Genomic DNA, 15437 nt, shown 5'->3' with positions numbered 1-15437 from the left:
GCGTGCTGGGGTTAAGGCCTAAGATACATGCGACCACAGACACCCTGTGGAGGAGAAGTCGACGTCCCTATTTTAGTGCGGGGTGTGCCGGGGCGGATTAGGATCGCGGCGGCTGAAACGCCGGACCGGGTCCCGGCGTTTGGCGTCTCTGGCGCGGATGACGGCCGCAATAATCGTCAGAACCACCAGGAAAACCCGGGGGACGGTGACCGCGGCCAGTATGCAGCTCAGGCCCCGAGCTCGTGAGCCAGTTCGGTGATGCTCGATGCCGAGAGGTCCCAGTCGCTCTCCGGCGTGAGATCCGCAACCTGGCCCGGGCCGTATTCGGTGGGGCGGGCGATGAACGCCGTCGCCAGACCGGCGTCCCGAGCAACACACAGGTCGTTGTTGTGGGCGGCCACGAGCATCACAGCACCGGGCCTGAGGCCCAGGAACTCCGCAGTCCGAAGGTACGCCGCGGGCAGCGGCTTGTAGGTGCGTGTCATGTCCGAGCCGATGATCACGTCCCACGGAAGGCCGGCGTTTCTGGCCATGTCCACCAGCAGCGAGGTGTTGCCATTGGAAAGAGGACCCACAATGTAGCCACGGCGGACGGCAGCCAGACCTTCCACGCTGTCCGGCCATGGCGGCAGACGGTGCCAGGATCTGTTCAACTCCTCCAGGGTTCCGGCGTCCAGCCGGTCCGGATCGAAACCGTGGCGGCGGAGCACCTGGTCCAGGTTTTCGCGGTGAAGTGTGTCCAGGGTGGCGAATTCGCGGGATCCGGAGCGGATGGCCTCCATGGCCGGCTGGTAGAGGGCGCGCCAGTCATCGGCGAACGCCTCGGCGTCGAGATCCTGTCCATGTGTCGCGGCGAAGGCGGCCGCCTGCCGGGCGATGCCGGTGCGCCAGTCCACCACCGTGCCGAAGGTGTCGAAAAGGACAGCGCGCACCTCGCACCCGGTTGACGGTGAACGGTACGGCTGGAACCTCATATCCTGTCTCCTTCCCCGAACTTCCCTGACCGTCAGTCTGGCATTATTCTCACTGATTCCGATCCCGCAACCACGTCCGCCCGCAGTTTCGTCGTGGCCGCCGCGGGACTGTTCCTGGCCAACGCTGGATGGATCAGCCCCGTGCAGCCGATCCGCGGCGTCGAGGCCTTTGTCGTGGCCGCTGCGCCGGAGCTGATGCTGGTACCTCTGGGCGCAGCCCGATCCGGGATTGGCTCAGGCGATGATCAGCCCGTGCGGCCCGGGGACAGAACGTTGAGCCCGGCGTCCACCGCGGCGGCCAGCAGTTCGGCGTCGTAGGCCACCACGACGTCGGACTGCAGCCGGATGGCGGCGGCGAGGTGGACGGCGTCGGCGCTCCGCAAGCCGCCAGGCAAGGCGGCCGCATACATCAGGTCCGAGCGCGCCAGATCCACCAGATTGATTCCACTGAGCACGGAATTGACCAACTGGCCGGGGAGGCCGCGCCGGTGCGCCGCGCAATGCAGTTCCGTGTAGAGCAGCATGGACGCCGCCAGCGTGTCACCGCGCCCGGCCGCTGCTGAGAGGTACGCGGCGGCAACGGAGGATTCCTCTTCCTCCACGACCAGTTTGAGGACAGCCGAGGTGTCCAAGTAGATGATCAACGGTCCCCGCGGAGGTCGGCCAGGATTTCCGCCGTGCCCGCGGCCTGACGGACGCGCGGCAGTGCCCGAAAGTCGACGATGCCGGCAGCCGGCCGCACCCGCCCTGCCAACAGCAGACGTTCGAAGGGGGAGGATGACGGGGGGATCAGGGTCGCGGCGATCTCGCCGTTGTTCGTGACATCGATGGTTTCGCCGTTCTTGACGCGCTCAAGAATCTTGCTGCTCTGGTTGCGCAGTTCGCGGTGCGGGATGGTTGTCATGGCTACCTCCGTAGCAATCGTAGCAACCGTGGACGCGGGCGGGAATGGCCTCCCGGCGACCGGCACGGCCTTCCTGTAACTGCCTGAACAGTGGTCCGGCAGCCGGGGCGCAATATAACGAACTGGTAACATAGGGTCAATGCGCTCTAACTCTGGTCAAACAAGAGTCACGCAGCTGGATGGCCTCAGGGGGCTCGCCGCCCTGGTGGTTGTTGCCTGCCACGTCCTCTCCACACTCCCGGGAATCGGGAGCGTCGTTGAGGGCGACCGCTCCGCTGGGCTCACCACGGCGGGGCAGTGGGCGGTGTTTTCGCCGCTGCACGTCCTCTGGAACGGCACTCCGGCTGTCCACGTCTTTTTTGTGCTCTCCGGCTTCGTCCTGGTCCTGCCGTTCACCAGGCCGGGGGCGGCCGGGAAGTGGGCCCAGTACTACGCCAAGCGTTTCTTCCGCCTTTACCTGCCGGCGTGGGCATCCCTGGCGGTGGCCGTTGCGTTGATGACCGCCATTCCCCGCTCGGCGTCGCCGCTGCAGAGCCCCTGGGCGGACATGTACGTGACCAACCCCAGCGTGGCCCAGGTTCTCAAGGACGGTTTGCTCCTGCTGAACGCCAGCACCATCAACACCCCGCTGTGGTCCCTCAAATGGGAAGTCCTCTTCTCCCTCCTGCTCCCGGTGTACATCTTTGTCGCCCTCCGCTGGCGGCGCTTTTGGTACGTGAAGATTAGCCTTGCGCTGCTGCTGGCCGTGGTGGGAGCCGTGCAGCACGTGGACTGGCTGTCCTATCTCCCGATATTCGCCATCGGGGCCGTCCTCGGCGCCGAACGCGAGCGGATCCGTGAACTGACCCAGTCCTGGCCTCGCTTCGTCTGGTTCTTCGTGGCCGCCGCGGGACTCTTCCTGGCCAACGCGGAATGGATCAGCCCCGAGCAGCCGATCCGCGGCGTCGAGGCCATTGTCACGGCGGGCGCGACGCTGATCGTCCTGCTGTTCGTGTCCTGCCGCTCGGCCAAGAGGCTCGGTGACACTGTCATCGCGCAATGGCTGGGACGCGTGTCCTTCAGCCTCTACCTGGTGCACCTCCCGATCATCCTCGCCGGCGTCACCTTGCTGCGGTCCGTTTCGCTTCCGCTGGCGCTCGCCGCCTCCGTGGCCGCCGCGTTCGTGATCGCCGAGCTGTTCTACCGCTACGTGGAACAGCCCGCCCACCGGCTTTCGATGGCCGTGGGGCGCGCGGTGGGGCGCCGGCGCCGCAGTGACGCCCCGGACATACCTGACACCCAGGCCGTCCCCGAAAGGCCGGACAGCCCGCCCGTCCGGGACCTGGCCGAGGCGGGGTCGGGGCGCCGCGGGTAGAGAGCTGCCCAGGCGCCTGAACTTGTGCCGACAGCTGGAGTCCGGCCAAGCCTTTGAGAAGCCGGCGCGTAATGTGCCGGCAGGCCCTATCTAGCCAGCGCAGATTGAAGCAAGATACTCCGCATGAAAAGAACCGTTATAGCCGGCTTCGCGGCGGCAGTCATTGGCTGCGGCACAATCGCCATGGCAGCCCCGAGCAACGCAGTGACCACGAGCAGCGCGGCGACCCCGTCATCACCGATCGCGGGGCACATCATGGTCAAATTTCGCGACCACGGCTCGGCCGCCGGCTTACTGCGCCAGCAAGGCCTCGCGGAGGGTGCCGGTATCGGCAGCACCGGCGCCCAGCTCGTCAAGGTACCAGCCGACAGGGAAGCCCAGCTCATAGAAGAATTGAGCCGGAACCCGGCAGTTGAATACGCGGAGCCGGACGAGACTGTTACTGCCACTACGTCTGACGAGTATTTCCCTCGCCAGTACGCTCTGCAAAACATTAGCCAATCGTTCAATAACACTGCCGGCACCTTATCGGTAGCCGGGGGCACAGCAGACGCTGACGTCGACGCCGTCGAGGCCTGGGGCGTCACGACAGGGACCGGCATCAAAGTCGCCGTTCTCGACTCCGGTGTCGCCAGCGACAACGCCGACATCACACCAAAGGTGGTTGCCCGCGCCAACTTCACGAATGGGACAACCGGTGAGGACAACTACGGGCACGGCACGCACGTGGCCGGTATTGTCGCCGCCACCGCAGACAACACGGTCGGGGTTGCCGGCGTGTGTCCGGGATGCACCATCCTGGATGGCAAGGTCCTCAACGACAGCGGGGTTGGCTCCAGCTCAAGCCTGTCGAACGGCATCAACTGGGCCGTCAATAACGGTGCAAAGGTTATCAATATGAGCCTCGGGGTGCGGGCATCACGCACCCTCGAAACTGCCATCAATAACGCCTGGAGTAAGGGCGTGGTGCTTGTTGCAGCAGCAGGCAACGGCAGTAACCAGACCAAGATCTACCCGGGCGCATACCCCAACGTCATTGCCGTCGCCGCCACCGACAACTCCGACGCCAAAGCATCGTTCTCAACATACGGAGCCAGCTGGGTGGACGTCGCGGCGCCCGGAGTCAACGTCTACTCAACATTCCCAAACCACACATTTGTCCTCGGGACGCAGAACAATCGCTCCTTCGGTTATGACGTCGGCAACGGAACCTCGATGTCCTCACCCATTGTGGCGGCAACTGCCGCGCTTGCCTGGAGTTCCCACACCGGCGCCACGAACACGTCAGTCCGCGCGAACATCGAATCAACCGCCGACAACATTTCCGGGACTGGAACCTACTGGGCACATGGCCGCGTGAACGCCAACAACGCGGTCCGGTAAGTAACAGCCCTGACTTTTCTCACCGGCGTCGGCAGCCTGCGTCAATACTTGCCGCCGCATGCCCGGCGGTGACTGGGATAGGCTCGCCTGCGACTAGAACAAGCATTTACTCCAACTGAAGGCGGCAGGGAATTTCCTTGGATCTACTGGGCGGCATGGGCCGCGATGAACTCCGCACCTTTTCTTGGGTCGCGGCCACTGTCTTCGCGCTTGCGGTCGGCGTCTGGCGACCGCGCAGGCTTCACTGGACTGCGCTGGGTTCCGTCATGCTCTTCGCGGCCCTCAACGCCGGTGCCGGCATCTACGTCCTGAACCATTTCGCTGATTCGCGCTGGTCAGCAGGGGGAGAACCGCCGCTGAGCGCTCCGTCGTTTTCCGGAACGCCCCTCGTGGGGCAGTTCTTGGGCCCCCTGGACTCCGCCCTGAACGCAGTGGTCGGTGGAGTGAACGAGTTCCTGGCATTCAAGCAGGCACTTCCCATCGCGCTGGACTTCCTTGCCGTGTCCGGCTGGGCCCTGCTGGTGACCTTCCCGCTTGCCATTCTCGCCGCCGGCGTCAGTTTCGCCGTGGCCAGGCGCCGAGCGGCGGACTTCGACAAATACCGTGCCACCGTTGACCTGCTCAAAGATGAGCTTGAGCAGGTCAAACGGCAGATCTCGTCAGGGCATTTCGTGGACACGGCACTCCCTGCAGCGGACGAGGCCACCGGTGTGCGGCCCGGATTGTCGAGCAGAGCTTGATTCGGGCCGGTGCGGGGGCCGTCCCAAGCTGCCCGACGGCGTCGTTCGCGACTTCGTTCCTCAGGCCTGGTTGAAGCGGACCATGTTGCCGGACGGGTCACGGAACGCACAGTCGCGCGGGCCCCAGGGCTGGGTGATGGGTTCCTGGAGGACCTCCGCGCCGGAGGCCCGGACCGCCTCGAAGGTGGCGTCGAGATCGTCCGTGCGGAACACCAGGATCGGCAGGGCGCCCTTGACGAGCAACTGCTGGAGGGCGTCGCCGTCGTCCTGGGAGCGGCCGGCGTGCGGAACGGAGAGCACCAGTTCCAGATCCGGCTGGGCCTTGCTGCCGAGGGTGACCCAGCGCTGCCCGTCGGAGCCGACGTCGTTTCGCACTTCCAGACCGAGCACGTCCCGGTAGAACGCGAGCGACTCGTCGAGGTCGTTGACAGTGATTTGTGAGTACTGCAGTGAGATGTTCATGTCTCCCACGCTATTACTGCGCTCGCGGGGGCGCTTCTTCAATCCTGCTCGGTTTGCCCGCAGGCCGCGTGCGCAGCCGGGCAATGCACGGCGGCATGGCGTTGACCGCGTGGTGCTCCCTGGACCGGTACTCGCTGGGGGTCATGCCGACGAGCTCGGTGAATCGTGTGCTGAACGATCCCAGCGAGGTACAGCCGACCTCCATGCAGGCATCGGTCACGCTGGTGCCGGCCCGTAGCAGCGCCATGGCGCGTTCGATCCGCCGGGTCATCAGGTAGTTGTAGGGCGTCTCGCCGTAGGCCGCCTTGAACTGGCGGGAGAAGTGCGCCGGGGACATCAGGGCACCGGCGGCCATGGTGGGCACATCGAGCGGCCGGGCGTATTCCCGGTCGATCAGGTCCCGGGCCCGGCGGAGGTGTGCCAGGATGGCCAGCTCCTGTGGTGTCATGCGGCCATTCTAATTCCTGACGGATCGCATGGTATCCGACTCCGCGGCCGGAATGGTGCATGAGCCCGATGAGGTCCGCGCCGTCCCGGGACCGGGCCTTTGGCAGGATGCTGGCCGCTTATGGCGGCGTTTTCGTCGCGGGGTCCCTGGCGTGGGGAATGGCCTTTGACGGGTTCCGGCCCGACCGCTGAGACGTCATCGGATCCCTAATCTGTCTTGCGGGGGTGACGGTGATCATGTTCGCACCGCGCGGGCCTGTTTCCTAGGTGGCCGCGCCGGGGGTGTGCGTGAAGGCGTGGCGTGCCTCCCGGGCGGCGTAGTAGATGATGACGGCGCCGGCGAGCGGGTCGGCCCACCACCACCCGAACAGCGCGTTCAGGATCAGCCCGGCCAACACCGCGCCGGCCAGGTAGGCGTCGACCAGCGTCACCTTTCCTTCGGCGCGCAGCACCGGATTGCCCAGGGCGCGCCCGGTGCGGATCTTGCCCCAGGCCAAGGTAAGCATGACCACGAAGGTCAGGGCCGTCCAAACGATCCCCAACGCTGAAGTGGCGGGCCGGAGGCCGGCTGCAAGGACGATGACCAGCTGGATGAGAAGGTAGGCGGCGAGGACCGCGAAGGCCACCCCGATCAGGTGCATCGCCCGGGTCTCCCGATCCTTGTGGATACCTTTGAGCTGCCAGACCACGACCAGGGAGGCGAAGACCTCGATCAGGGAATCCAGGCCGAAACCGGCCAGGGCCGGGGATCCGGCACCAACGGCGGCGGCGGCCAGGACGCCCAGGCCAATGACATTCCAGCCCAGAGTCGCGTATTCCAGGCGCAGCCCGCGGCGCAGCAGCATCCCACGGTCTCTTGTTGTGGTGCCCGCGGGACGCCTCATCGGGTTTTCCTTGTCCTAGCCGGGCAGGTGTTGCTGGTCACTGTAGTTCGTTGCCGGCACCACCGGCTTCACGCCGAAGCGGGACCGGCCTGGGCTTCAGTGGACGAGGCCCGAGACGAGGTTGATGACGGTGGCCAGGACGATGGCACCAAGGACGTAGGAAAGGAGTGCCTGACGAAGGACGGTGTACCGGACGGCGTCGGTCGTCAGATCGGTGTCTGAGACCTGGAAGGTCATGCCGATGGTGAAGGAAAGGTAAGCGAAATCCGCGTACCGCGGCGGCTTCTTTTCGTTGAAGTCCACCCCGTCATTTTCGCTGTAAAAGACGGTGGCGTAGCGGAGCGTGAACAGCGTCTGCACCAGGAGCCAGGACAGCGTGATGCTCCCCAGGGCCAGGGCAATGATCGCCGCCTTCAGCCCTCCCTGGGCTGATCCCGCTTCCAACAGGATCAGTGCGACACCGCCGAAGCTTCCCGCCGTGGCAGTCAGGAGCAGTACATCCGCGACGAAGCGGCCTGGATCTTCCCCACGGGCGCGGGCGTGGGCGGCGGTGCCGGTGGCGTCCAGCCGCCCGATCACAGACCATACCCAAATCAAGTAGGTCAGCGATGCGGCCGCCCACCCCAAGGCCGGGGCGTAGGCCCAGGACCCGAGATTTCCGACGGCCAGCGCGACCGCCAGTCCGACGACGGCGATGACGGCCAGCCGCACGGCCGAACGGTGAATGGGAGTCTTGAAACTGGAAATGCTCATGGCCCGATCATGACATCCAGAGGAAGAGCAGGGCGGGGTGCGGCGTTCGCCGACATCGCGGCGCCGTTCCGGGCACCAAATGACGTGGTTTCAGACAAGCCAAAAGATCAGAGTTGCCAGGCAACCAACCCGGGGTAGGCCGGCTCCGGGAGCCGCCTCGGGCCGTGGGACGCCGTCGGCCCGTAGGTGACGACGGCGTCCAGGGTTGCCCAGGTCCGGGCCGTTGCTGTGGGATTCCAACTGGTCCAGCCAATCCCCGAGTGGCTTATATGGTGCGAGTGGATTGATGCGAGCATTGACGTGATCGCGCTGGTCTCCGTCATTCCGATTGGACTTGAAATGCTGAAAGAACCGCAGACCGAAGGTGTGCATGCCGGAGCTACGAGCCGGACAGCCACGGGTAACCGGATGATGCCTTACGACGTCCAGGACGTGGCCTAATGGCCGGCGACGGGCCGTCCGGTGTGCCTGAGGTGTCCCCGGCGCCACCCCAATCTTTTGGCTCAAGGATGGCCCTGCTGTGGGCGGACGGTCTGGCGCGGGCCGGCATCCGGGCGATCCAGGTACTCGCCGTCGTAGCGCTGGCCTGGGTGGCCGTTACGGCGGTGGCCAGAATTCCCTTGGTGACTATTCCCGTGCTCATCGCCCTCGTGCTGGCCTCGGCGATTGCTCCTGTGGTCCGCTGGCTGGCGGCCCATGGCTGGCCCCGGGCGGCGGCGGTACTGGCCTCGTTCCTGGTGATCCTGGCGGTGGGGGCCGGCATCGTCGGGGGCATCGTCGTCGTGGTCCGGCAACAGGCCGGGGCGCTGGCGACCCGCGCGGAAGCCGGGATTGCCCAGCTCCAGGCCTTCATCACCACCGGGCCGGTGGCTCTTTCCAGAGAGCAGATCAGCGCGGCCCAGGCCGAGTTCCAGAAGTTCCTTTCCGGAGGCAGCCTGGGGGCGGACGCCCTTACCGGGCTGCGGACGGCCGGGGAGATAGCGGCCGGGACCGTCCTGACAGCCGTGATCCTGTTCTTCTTCCTCAAGGACGGGGAGAAGATCCGGGGCTTCCTCATCGGGTTCCTGCCCGCGGGCCGCCGCGGGCGGGCACAGTTGGCCGTGGAACGCAGCATCGTGGTTTTGGGCGGCTACGTCCGGGGGACGCTCGTCATTGCCGCCATCGATGCCGTGATCGTCCTTGTGGGGCTGCTGATCCTCCGGGTCCCGCTCGCCGTGCCTTTGGCGGCGGTGGTCTTCCTGGGCGGGTTCGTGCCCATTATTGGAGCCACGGCAGCCGGCAGCCTTGCGGTTCTGGTGGCCTTGGTGGAGAACGGCCCAGTGACGGCACTGGTGGTCCTGGGCGTTCTGATCGTTGCGAACCAGTTCGAGCACCACATTCTGCAGCCGCTCTTCATGGGCCGTGTCCTTCGCATCCACGGCCTGGTCATTATTCTGGCCCTGACAGCGGGGGCGACGCTGGCCGGAGTGATAGGTGCCCTGCTCGCCGTCCCGCTCGCCGCCGTCGGATGGACGGTCCTCCGGACGCTCGCACCACACGGGTCTGTAAGTTCGACGCCGGGCCCGAACCGTCTGCCAGACTCCAGTCCCTAAGGACTGCAGTACCTACAGAAGGCGAGGCTGCTCGCGGAAGGCCTCCGGGATGGCCGGCTTCATCTAGCGGTGGTGTTCACCTGGCGCCAGCACGGGCGGTGTATTCTCCAGACATGACCACCGGCTCAGGCTCTGGGGCCGTGCCTGTCGCCCTAATAAGCGGATTAGCACTTCGCTCCGGGCCTGCCTATTTTTGAATTCCGAGCACATGGACCAAACCCAAACCCCGCGTCACCTGAGGCAGCACGGCTCTCGGCCGACCCGGCGCGCCGTCGTTCTCGCCGCCGTTGCAGCCGCCGCGGCCGCGGCTGCGGCGCTCACGGAGGGGGAGGGCCGGGGCACGCAGGCAGCGGCCTCCGGCGTACTGCCCGATCCTGCACCGACCGTGCCCCAGGATCCTCAGGTTCCGTCGCGCGCTGACGTCATCGCCGCCTATGGCGGCCGGAGCCCCCAGTACTGGGGCCTCGAAGCCCCCGGCGCTCTGATCCGGCTGGCCCCGGGCACACAGGGCGTTGCGGTGACCGTCGACTTTTGCGGCGGTCCCGGCGGCAACGGCTATGACCAGCCACTCCTTGCCGTCCTGCGCGAACACCATGTCCCGGCGACACTTTTCCTGAACTCCAGGTGGATTGCCGCCAACCCTGCAACCGCCCGGCAGTTCGCCGCCGACCCGCTGTTCGAACTCGGCAACCACGGAACCACCCACCGGCCTCTGTCCACCACCGGCAAGGCGGCCTACGGGATTTCGGGCACCCAAAACGCCGGTGAGGTCTACGACGAGGTGATGATCAACGATGCCATCCTCACGCAGCTCACCGGGGCCCGGCCCCGCTTTTTCCGGCCCGGCACGGCCCACCTCGACGACGTTGCCGCCGACATCGTGCGCGGCCTCGGCCTGGTACCGGCAGGCTTCAGCATCAACGCCGACGGCGGTGCAACCTACCCGGCCCCAACCGTCGCGAGGGAAGCCGCGAAGGCGCGCCCGGGAGACATCCTCATCTGCCACGGAAACCACCCCGGGGCCGGAGGCGCCGATGGCATGGCACGCGCCCTCGACAACCTCGCCAGTCGTGGCACGCCGTTTGTGCGTCTCTCCTGAGACGGCCCTGCACTTCCCACCCACGAGACCTGGCTGGGTGCGGTCCCGGTCAGGGTCCGAGCCGCCTGATGGCGGCACCCGGCGCAGGGTGTTCTCACCCCGTGATAACCCGGGTTGGCCCGGCAGCCGCACCGCGGCAGACTGCTGGAATACCGCACCGCACGAGTGCGCCGAGCTGGAAGGCAACGCGAATGATCTTCATCGTCGTCAAATTCAAGGTCAAGCCCGACTGGACCGACCGCTGGCTGGACCTGACCCGCGACTTCACTGAAGCCACCCGCCAGGAGCCCGGCAACCTCTGGTTCGACTGGTCCCGCAGCGTGGAGGACCCCAACGAGTTCATCCTGGTCGAGGCGTTCAAGGACGACGCCGCCGGGGACCACGTCAACAGCGCGCACTTCAAGAAGGCCATGGCGGACATGCCGCAGGCCCTGACCGAGACACCGCAGATCATCAGCGAGAAGATCGAGGCCAGCGGGTGGGGCCGGATGGGTGAACTCACCGTCAACTAGCGCCGGCCCGCGTCCGGCGCGGCGCGATGGGCCGCCGCCCGGGCCCGTGCGCCGGCGCGGCAACACGTCCGCGGAGCGGGGGCAGACCTTGGTTTGTCCCCGTCCACGGGTCAAGATGGGTCCATGGGACGCAATGACGCATTTACCGGCATGGCCTCGGTGCAAAAAGCCTTTGCCCTCCTCGACGTCGTCGCCTCGGACCAGCGGGGGCTGACCGCCAAGGACATCGCCGCAGCGCTCGATATTCCGCTGCCCACCGTCTACCGGCTGCTCAAGACCCTGGTGGAATCCGAGCACCTGGTCCACCTCAAGGAGGACAGCCGCTACGCCCTCGGCTACAAGGTCCATGCCCTGGACGCTTCGCTGAGACGCCAGGTGGGCACGCCTTCCGCGGTGGCCCGGCTGATCCTGGAACTTCATTCCCGCGGCGAGGCCGCCGCCTACTACGCGGTGCACCGCGGCGACCACATCGTCGTCGCGCACGTGGCCGATTCCCCCGGACGACGCCGGATCACCCCGATGGGCTTCGGCTTCAACGACGCCGCGCACGCCACCGCCTTCGGCAAGATCCTGCTCGCCGGGATGGACCCGGAACGGCGCCGGGCCTACCTCGCCCGGCACGGCATGCCGTCCATGACGGACCATACCCTGAGCACTCTGGAAGAACTCGACGAGGAGCTCGACCGGGTCAGGGAGAACGGAATCGCGAAGGAACGGGAGGAGTTCATCCTGGGCGCATCCTGTCTCGGCGCCCCTGTCACCAACGCTGCCGGGCAGATTGTCGGCTCCGTCGCGGTCTCGATGGACACCGCCGACTTCGACCGGCGCGCCACCAAGGTGGCACCGCTGCTGCGCGATGCAGCGGACCGGGTCAGCCGGGCCCTGCGCGCCACCTCGGTGCTGCCGCACCGCGGCTGAGCAACCGCAGCGCGGCAGGGCCCCGGGCGCCTAGATCTGCGCGGCCGCCATCTGCTGCGCGATGTACTCGGCCTGCCGGATGGCAAGGGCCACGATCGTCAGGGTCGGGTTCGCCGCGGCGCCGGTGGTGAACTGCGAGCCGTCCGAGACGAACAGGTTCGGCACATCGTGGGTCTGGCCGAAGCCGTTGACCACGCCATCCGCCGGCCGCTCGCTCATCCGCGCCGTGCCCATGTTGTGCGTGGACGGGTACGGGGGAGTGTGGTGCGAGGAGATTGCGCCCACCGCGTCATAGAGCAGCGAACCCTGCTGGTAGCCGTGGTTGCGCATCGCGACGTCGTTCGCGTGATCATCGAAGTGCACGTTCGGCACCGGCAGGCCCAGATTGTCCTTGACCGAGGTGTTCAGCGTGATCCGGTTGGATTCCTGCGGCATGTCCTCGCCCACGATCCACATCCCGGCCGTGTTCTCGTAGTCATCCAGCAGCGACGCGAACTCCGGCCCCCACGCTCCGGGGTCGGCGAAGCTGGCCAGGAACGCCGGACCGAGGGCGATCGTCTCCATGTAGTACCCGCCCGCAAAGCCGCGGCTGGGATCGTGCCGGGACTCGTCGGCGACCAGACCGGCCATCGTCTCGCCCCGGTACATATGCACCGGCTTGTCGAACTTGGCATAGACCGAGCCCGTGGTGTGGCGCATGTAGTTCCGGCCCAGCTGGCCGGAGGAGTTGGCCAGCCCGTCCGGGAACAGCGGCGAACTGGAGAGCATAAGCAGCCGGGGCGTCTCGATCGAGTTCCCGGCCACCGCCACCACCCGCGCCTTCTGCTCCTGCAGCTGGCCGTCGGCGTCGAGGTACAGCACCCCGTCGGCCTTGCCCGCGGGGGTGTGCGTGATCTGCACGGCATGGCTGTTGGGACGCAGGTCCAGCTTCCCGGTGCGCAGTGCCTTCGGGATTTCCGAGACCATGGTGGACCATTTTGACTTGTTCTTGTCGCCCTGGAAATTAAACCCGTCCTGGATGGAGGCGGGCCGGCCGTCGTAGGGTTCGGCGTTGGTGCCGTAGGGGCCGGTGGCGTAGTGCCGGTAGCCGATCCGGTCCGCGCCGGCGGCGAGCACCTTGTAGTTGTTGTTCGCCGGCAGGGCCGGGCGGCCGTGCCGGTGGGTGCTGCCGATCTTGCGCTCAGCCTGGTCGTAGAACGGCTCCAGGTCCGCCAGGGTGATGGGCCAGTCCAGCAGGTTGGCCCCGTCAATCCGGCCGTAGGTGCCCAGGGCCTTGAATTCATGGGCCTTAAACCGGGGGGTGGCACCGGACCAGTGCGTGGTGGTGCCGCCCACGGCCTTTACGATCCACGCGGGCAGGTTGGGGAAGTCCCGTGCGATCCGCCAGGATCCGGAGGTGGTGCGCGGGTCCAGCCAGGCCATTTGCCGGAAGGCCGGCCATTCGTTGTTCTCGTAGTCCTCGTTCCGCAGGTAGCCGCCGGCTTCGAGGACCACCACCTTGACGCCCTTTTCGGTCAGCTCGTGGGCGAGGGTGCCGCCGCCGGCACCGGAACCGATGACGACGACGACGGAATCGTCGTCGTGCGCGAAGCTGGCGGACTGTTCTGCTGCTGATTCCTGCGTCATGCTGAGGTGGCTCCTTCGACAGTGTCGGATCCCTTGAAGAGGTCATCGAACGGTTTATCGGTGGTTTCGGTGCTGCTGCGGTCCGCCGTCGTGGGCGGGCCGGAGGCCGGGGCCGGGGCAGTGGCGACCGGGTAGCCCAGCGGGCCGATCTCGGTCAGGGTCTCGTCGGACTCCTCGATGCGCGGTTCCGGGAGCCAGTCCAGGTCATTGAAGCCGCGGTGCAGGTAGCCGCCCTTGGAGAAGGATTCGCCCTCATAGCCGAAGACTTCCCAGACTTCCGGGTCGTCGTAGAAGTTCAGGACGGTGGTGCGCCGGATGAATCCAAAGAACTCCAGGTCGCCCAGGCGTGTGAGGACCTCCAGTGCCTGCTCATCGGAGAGTTCCAGGAAATGCTTCTCGCTCAGGGAATCCAGTGTCAGCAGACCCTGGGTCAACGCCACCCGGAACCAGGTGGACTCCTCCGCTTCTGTGATGATCCTGTCTGCCATCCGTTCATACGGCCCGTCTGGCACCCCGGGGTGCGGAAAGGCCACTCGGATGATCCGGGTGATGGTGCGCCGGGCCTCGTCGGTGAGTCGCAGCGCGTTGAGAGCGGAGTACTTCGCGGGATACGCCATTGTTTCTTCCCCTTGGTGTGTTTGCGGAGCCGTTACTGCGCCTTATTTGTTGTGGTGTGGAACGAGGATGCCGCGGCCGACGAGCTTGCCGTTGTCCAGGTCATGCATGGCCTGGACGGCATCTTCCAGGTCATAGACCTGCGTGTGCAGGGTGACTTTGCCCTGCGCCGTGAGCGTCATCAGTTCGACGAGGTCCGTGTAGGTGCCTACGAGGTTCCCGATCACGCTGATTTCGCGGGAGATGATTTCGATGGTGTCGACGTTCACGGCGCCGCCGTAGCCGATGCTGTAGTAGCTGCCGCGGTTCCGCAGCGCCGTGATGCCCAGGGCTTCCGTGCCGTGTTCGCCGACAAAGTCAAAGACCACGTGTGCCCCGCCGCCGGTGATCTCCAGCAGCTTCCCGGCGTCGTCCGCGGAATTGACGGTGTGGTCGGCGCCCAGGGACGCCGCCAGTTCCAGTGCGGCGTCTGAGTGGTCCAGAACCGTGATTTCCGCGGCGGTGAGGGCCTTGAGGGACTGGATGCCGATGTGCCCCAGCCCGCCGCTGCCAATCACGACGGCGTGGCTGCCCGGCGGCAGCAGCGGCACCGCCTTTCGTACGGCGTGGTAGGCGGTGAGACCGGCGTCAGCCAGGGCCGCGATCTGCGCCGGCTGCAGCGCCGGGTCCAGCTTCACCACGGAGCGGGCGTTGGTGCGCATGAACTCGGCCATCCCGCCGTCGACGTTCAGGCCCGGAAAGGTGGAGTTCTCACAGTGGGAGTCCTGCCCGGCCCGGCACGGCAGGCACAGCCCGCACGTGACCAGCGGGTGCATGATGACGGTGTCGCCGGCGGCCACGTTGGTGACGGCGGTGCCGACCTCCCGCACCCATCCGGCGTTCTCGTGTCCCAGGATGTACGGCAGCGGCGGATGCTGGATGGGATCCCACTGGCCCTCGATCACGTGCAGGTCCGTCCGGCACAGTCCTGCGGCGCCGATTTCGACCATAACGTCCCACGGGCCCGCGATGACGGGCTCGTCGACCTCGTCGATCCGCGGATCCTCGTGGTAGCGGTGCACTCGGACGGCTTTCATGACTCCCCCTGCGTCGTTGCGGTGAATGGATCGAGTGTGGGCCGGGACACGTCAGGAAAGAAGTGGCGTTATCACGGGGTGAGAACGGGCGGCCGGCT

Annotated in this window: 18 protein-coding genes and 1 pseudogene; 8 read left to right on the top strand and 11 right to left on the bottom strand. The window is 66.5% G+C overall.

Going from position 1 to position 15437, the window contains the following annotated elements:
- Positions 1-227 precede the first annotated feature (227 nt).
- From AC1MFL_RS04850 to AC1MFL_RS04840, 3 genes are all read right to left on the bottom strand, one after another.
- Complete coding sequence (locus AC1MFL_RS04850) at positions 228-974, bottom strand: haloacid dehalogenase type II (RefSeq protein ID WP_479813715.1); 747 nt, start codon at positions 972-974, stop codon at positions 228-230.
- A 245-nt stretch (positions 975-1219) separates the two neighbouring features.
- On the bottom strand, positions 1220-1618 hold the full coding sequence (locus AC1MFL_RS04845; RefSeq protein ID WP_479813714.1) for a type II toxin-antitoxin system VapC family toxin: 399 nt from the start codon (positions 1616-1618) through the stop codon (positions 1220-1222).
- Positions 1615-1878 (bottom strand): type II toxin-antitoxin system Phd/YefM family antitoxin, encoded by a 264-nt coding sequence (locus AC1MFL_RS04840; RefSeq protein WP_479813713.1) that lies wholly within the window; start codon positions 1876-1878, stop codon positions 1615-1617. The genes AC1MFL_RS04845 and AC1MFL_RS04840 overlap by 4 nt, the downstream gene beginning before the upstream one ends.
- Positions 1879-2017: 139 nt before the next feature.
- Between AC1MFL_RS04840 and AC1MFL_RS04835 the strand changes: the two genes are divergently transcribed.
- From AC1MFL_RS04835 to AC1MFL_RS04825, 3 genes are all read left to right on the top strand, one after another.
- Positions 2018-3232 carry an acyltransferase family protein gene (locus tag AC1MFL_RS04835; protein WP_479813712.1) on the top strand — a complete coding sequence of 405 codons (1215 nt, stop codon included), beginning with the start codon at positions 2018-2020 and terminating at the stop codon, positions 3230-3232.
- A 183-nt stretch (positions 3233-3415) separates the two neighbouring features.
- Positions 3416-4615, top strand: coding sequence for a S8 family serine peptidase (locus AC1MFL_RS04830; protein WP_479813711.1), 1200 nt, complete (start codon positions 3416-3418; stop codon positions 4613-4615).
- Positions 4616-4752: 137 nt separating this feature from the next.
- Positions 4753-5355: a hypothetical protein gene (locus AC1MFL_RS04825; RefSeq protein WP_479813710.1), complete on the top strand. Its 603-nt coding sequence runs from the start codon at positions 4753-4755 to the stop codon at positions 5353-5355.
- 60 nt (positions 5356-5415) lie between these two features.
- Here AC1MFL_RS04825 and AC1MFL_RS04820 read toward each other — a convergent pair whose 3' ends face one another.
- Entirely contained in the window at positions 5416-5817 is a 402-nt protein-coding gene (locus AC1MFL_RS04820) for a VOC family protein (RefSeq protein ID WP_479813709.1), read from the bottom strand.
- A gap of 13 nt (positions 5818-5830) precedes the next feature.
- Positions 5831-6265 (bottom strand): helix-turn-helix transcriptional regulator, encoded by a 435-nt coding sequence (locus tag AC1MFL_RS04815; protein ID WP_479813708.1) that lies wholly within the window; start codon positions 6263-6265, stop codon positions 5831-5833.
- Positions 6266-6354: 89 nt separating this feature from the next.
- On the opposite strand from AC1MFL_RS04815, the pseudogene AC1MFL_RS04810 reads away from it, so the two are divergent.
- Positions 6355-6531, top strand: a pseudogene (locus AC1MFL_RS04810) (YnfA family protein); the annotation flags it as partial.
- On the opposite strand, the gene AC1MFL_RS04805 reads toward AC1MFL_RS04810, so the two are convergent.
- From AC1MFL_RS04805 to AC1MFL_RS04795, 3 genes are all read right to left on the bottom strand, one after another.
- Positions 6528-7148, bottom strand: a complete 621-nt coding sequence (locus AC1MFL_RS04805; protein ID WP_479813707.1) for a cation efflux transmembrane domain-containing protein — start codon at positions 7146-7148, stop codon at positions 6528-6530. The pseudogene AC1MFL_RS04810 and the gene AC1MFL_RS04805 overlap by 4 nt on opposite strands.
- A 96-nt stretch (positions 7149-7244) precedes the next feature.
- Entirely contained in the window at positions 7245-7901 is a 657-nt protein-coding gene (locus tag AC1MFL_RS04800; protein WP_479813706.1) for a DUF1345 domain-containing protein, read from the bottom strand.
- Between the two features lie 107 nt (positions 7902-8008).
- Positions 8009-8224 carry a hypothetical protein gene (locus tag AC1MFL_RS04795; RefSeq protein WP_479813705.1) on the bottom strand — a complete coding sequence of 72 codons (216 nt, stop codon included), beginning with the start codon at positions 8222-8224 and terminating at the stop codon, positions 8009-8011.
- A gap of 186 nt (positions 8225-8410) precedes the next feature.
- Between AC1MFL_RS04795 and AC1MFL_RS04790 the strand changes: the two genes are divergently transcribed.
- The 4 genes from AC1MFL_RS04790 (at position 8411) to AC1MFL_RS04775 (ending at position 12022) form a co-directional block, all read left to right on the top strand.
- On the top strand, positions 8411-9493 hold the full coding sequence (locus AC1MFL_RS04790; protein WP_479813704.1) for an AI-2E family transporter: 1083 nt from the start codon (positions 8411-8413) through the stop codon (positions 9491-9493).
- 208 nt (positions 9494-9701) lie between these two features.
- Positions 9702-10592, top strand: coding sequence for a polysaccharide deacetylase family protein (locus AC1MFL_RS04785; protein ID WP_479813703.1), 891 nt, complete (start codon positions 9702-9704; stop codon positions 10590-10592).
- Between the two features lie 191 nt (positions 10593-10783).
- The gene (locus tag AC1MFL_RS04780; protein WP_479813702.1) at positions 10784-11104 is read left to right on the top strand and encodes a putative quinol monooxygenase; all 321 of its coding nucleotides are present in this window, start codon (positions 10784-10786) and stop codon (positions 11102-11104) included.
- A gap of 123 nt (positions 11105-11227) precedes the next feature.
- Positions 11228-12022, top strand: a complete 795-nt coding sequence (locus AC1MFL_RS04775) for an IclR family transcriptional regulator (RefSeq protein ID WP_479813701.1) — start codon at positions 11228-11230, stop codon at positions 12020-12022.
- A gap of 30 nt (positions 12023-12052) precedes the next feature.
- On the opposite strand, the gene AC1MFL_RS04770 is transcribed toward AC1MFL_RS04775, so the two are convergent.
- The 3 genes from AC1MFL_RS04770 to AC1MFL_RS04760 are packed head-to-tail and all read right to left on the bottom strand — an operon-like array spanning position 12053 to position 15339.
- Complete coding sequence (locus tag AC1MFL_RS04770) at positions 12053-13648, bottom strand: GMC family oxidoreductase (RefSeq protein WP_479813700.1); 1596 nt, start codon at positions 13646-13648, stop codon at positions 12053-12055.
- On the bottom strand, positions 13645-14265 hold the full coding sequence (locus AC1MFL_RS04765) for a gluconate 2-dehydrogenase subunit 3 family protein (RefSeq protein WP_479813699.1): 621 nt from the start codon (positions 14263-14265) through the stop codon (positions 13645-13647). The genes AC1MFL_RS04770 and AC1MFL_RS04765 overlap by 4 nt, the downstream gene beginning before the upstream one ends.
- 42 nt (positions 14266-14307) lie before the next feature.
- A complete protein-coding gene (locus AC1MFL_RS04760) occupies positions 14308-15339 on the bottom strand; it encodes an NAD(P)-dependent alcohol dehydrogenase (protein WP_479813698.1) in 1032 nt (343 codons plus the stop codon).
- Between the last annotated feature and the right edge of the window lie 98 nt (positions 15340-15437).

This window comes from Arthrobacter sp. BG3, assembly GCF_056680185.1.
The sequence above is the reverse complement of the archived record's forward strand: the minus strand, read 5'-3'. Positions and strand labels throughout refer to the sequence as shown.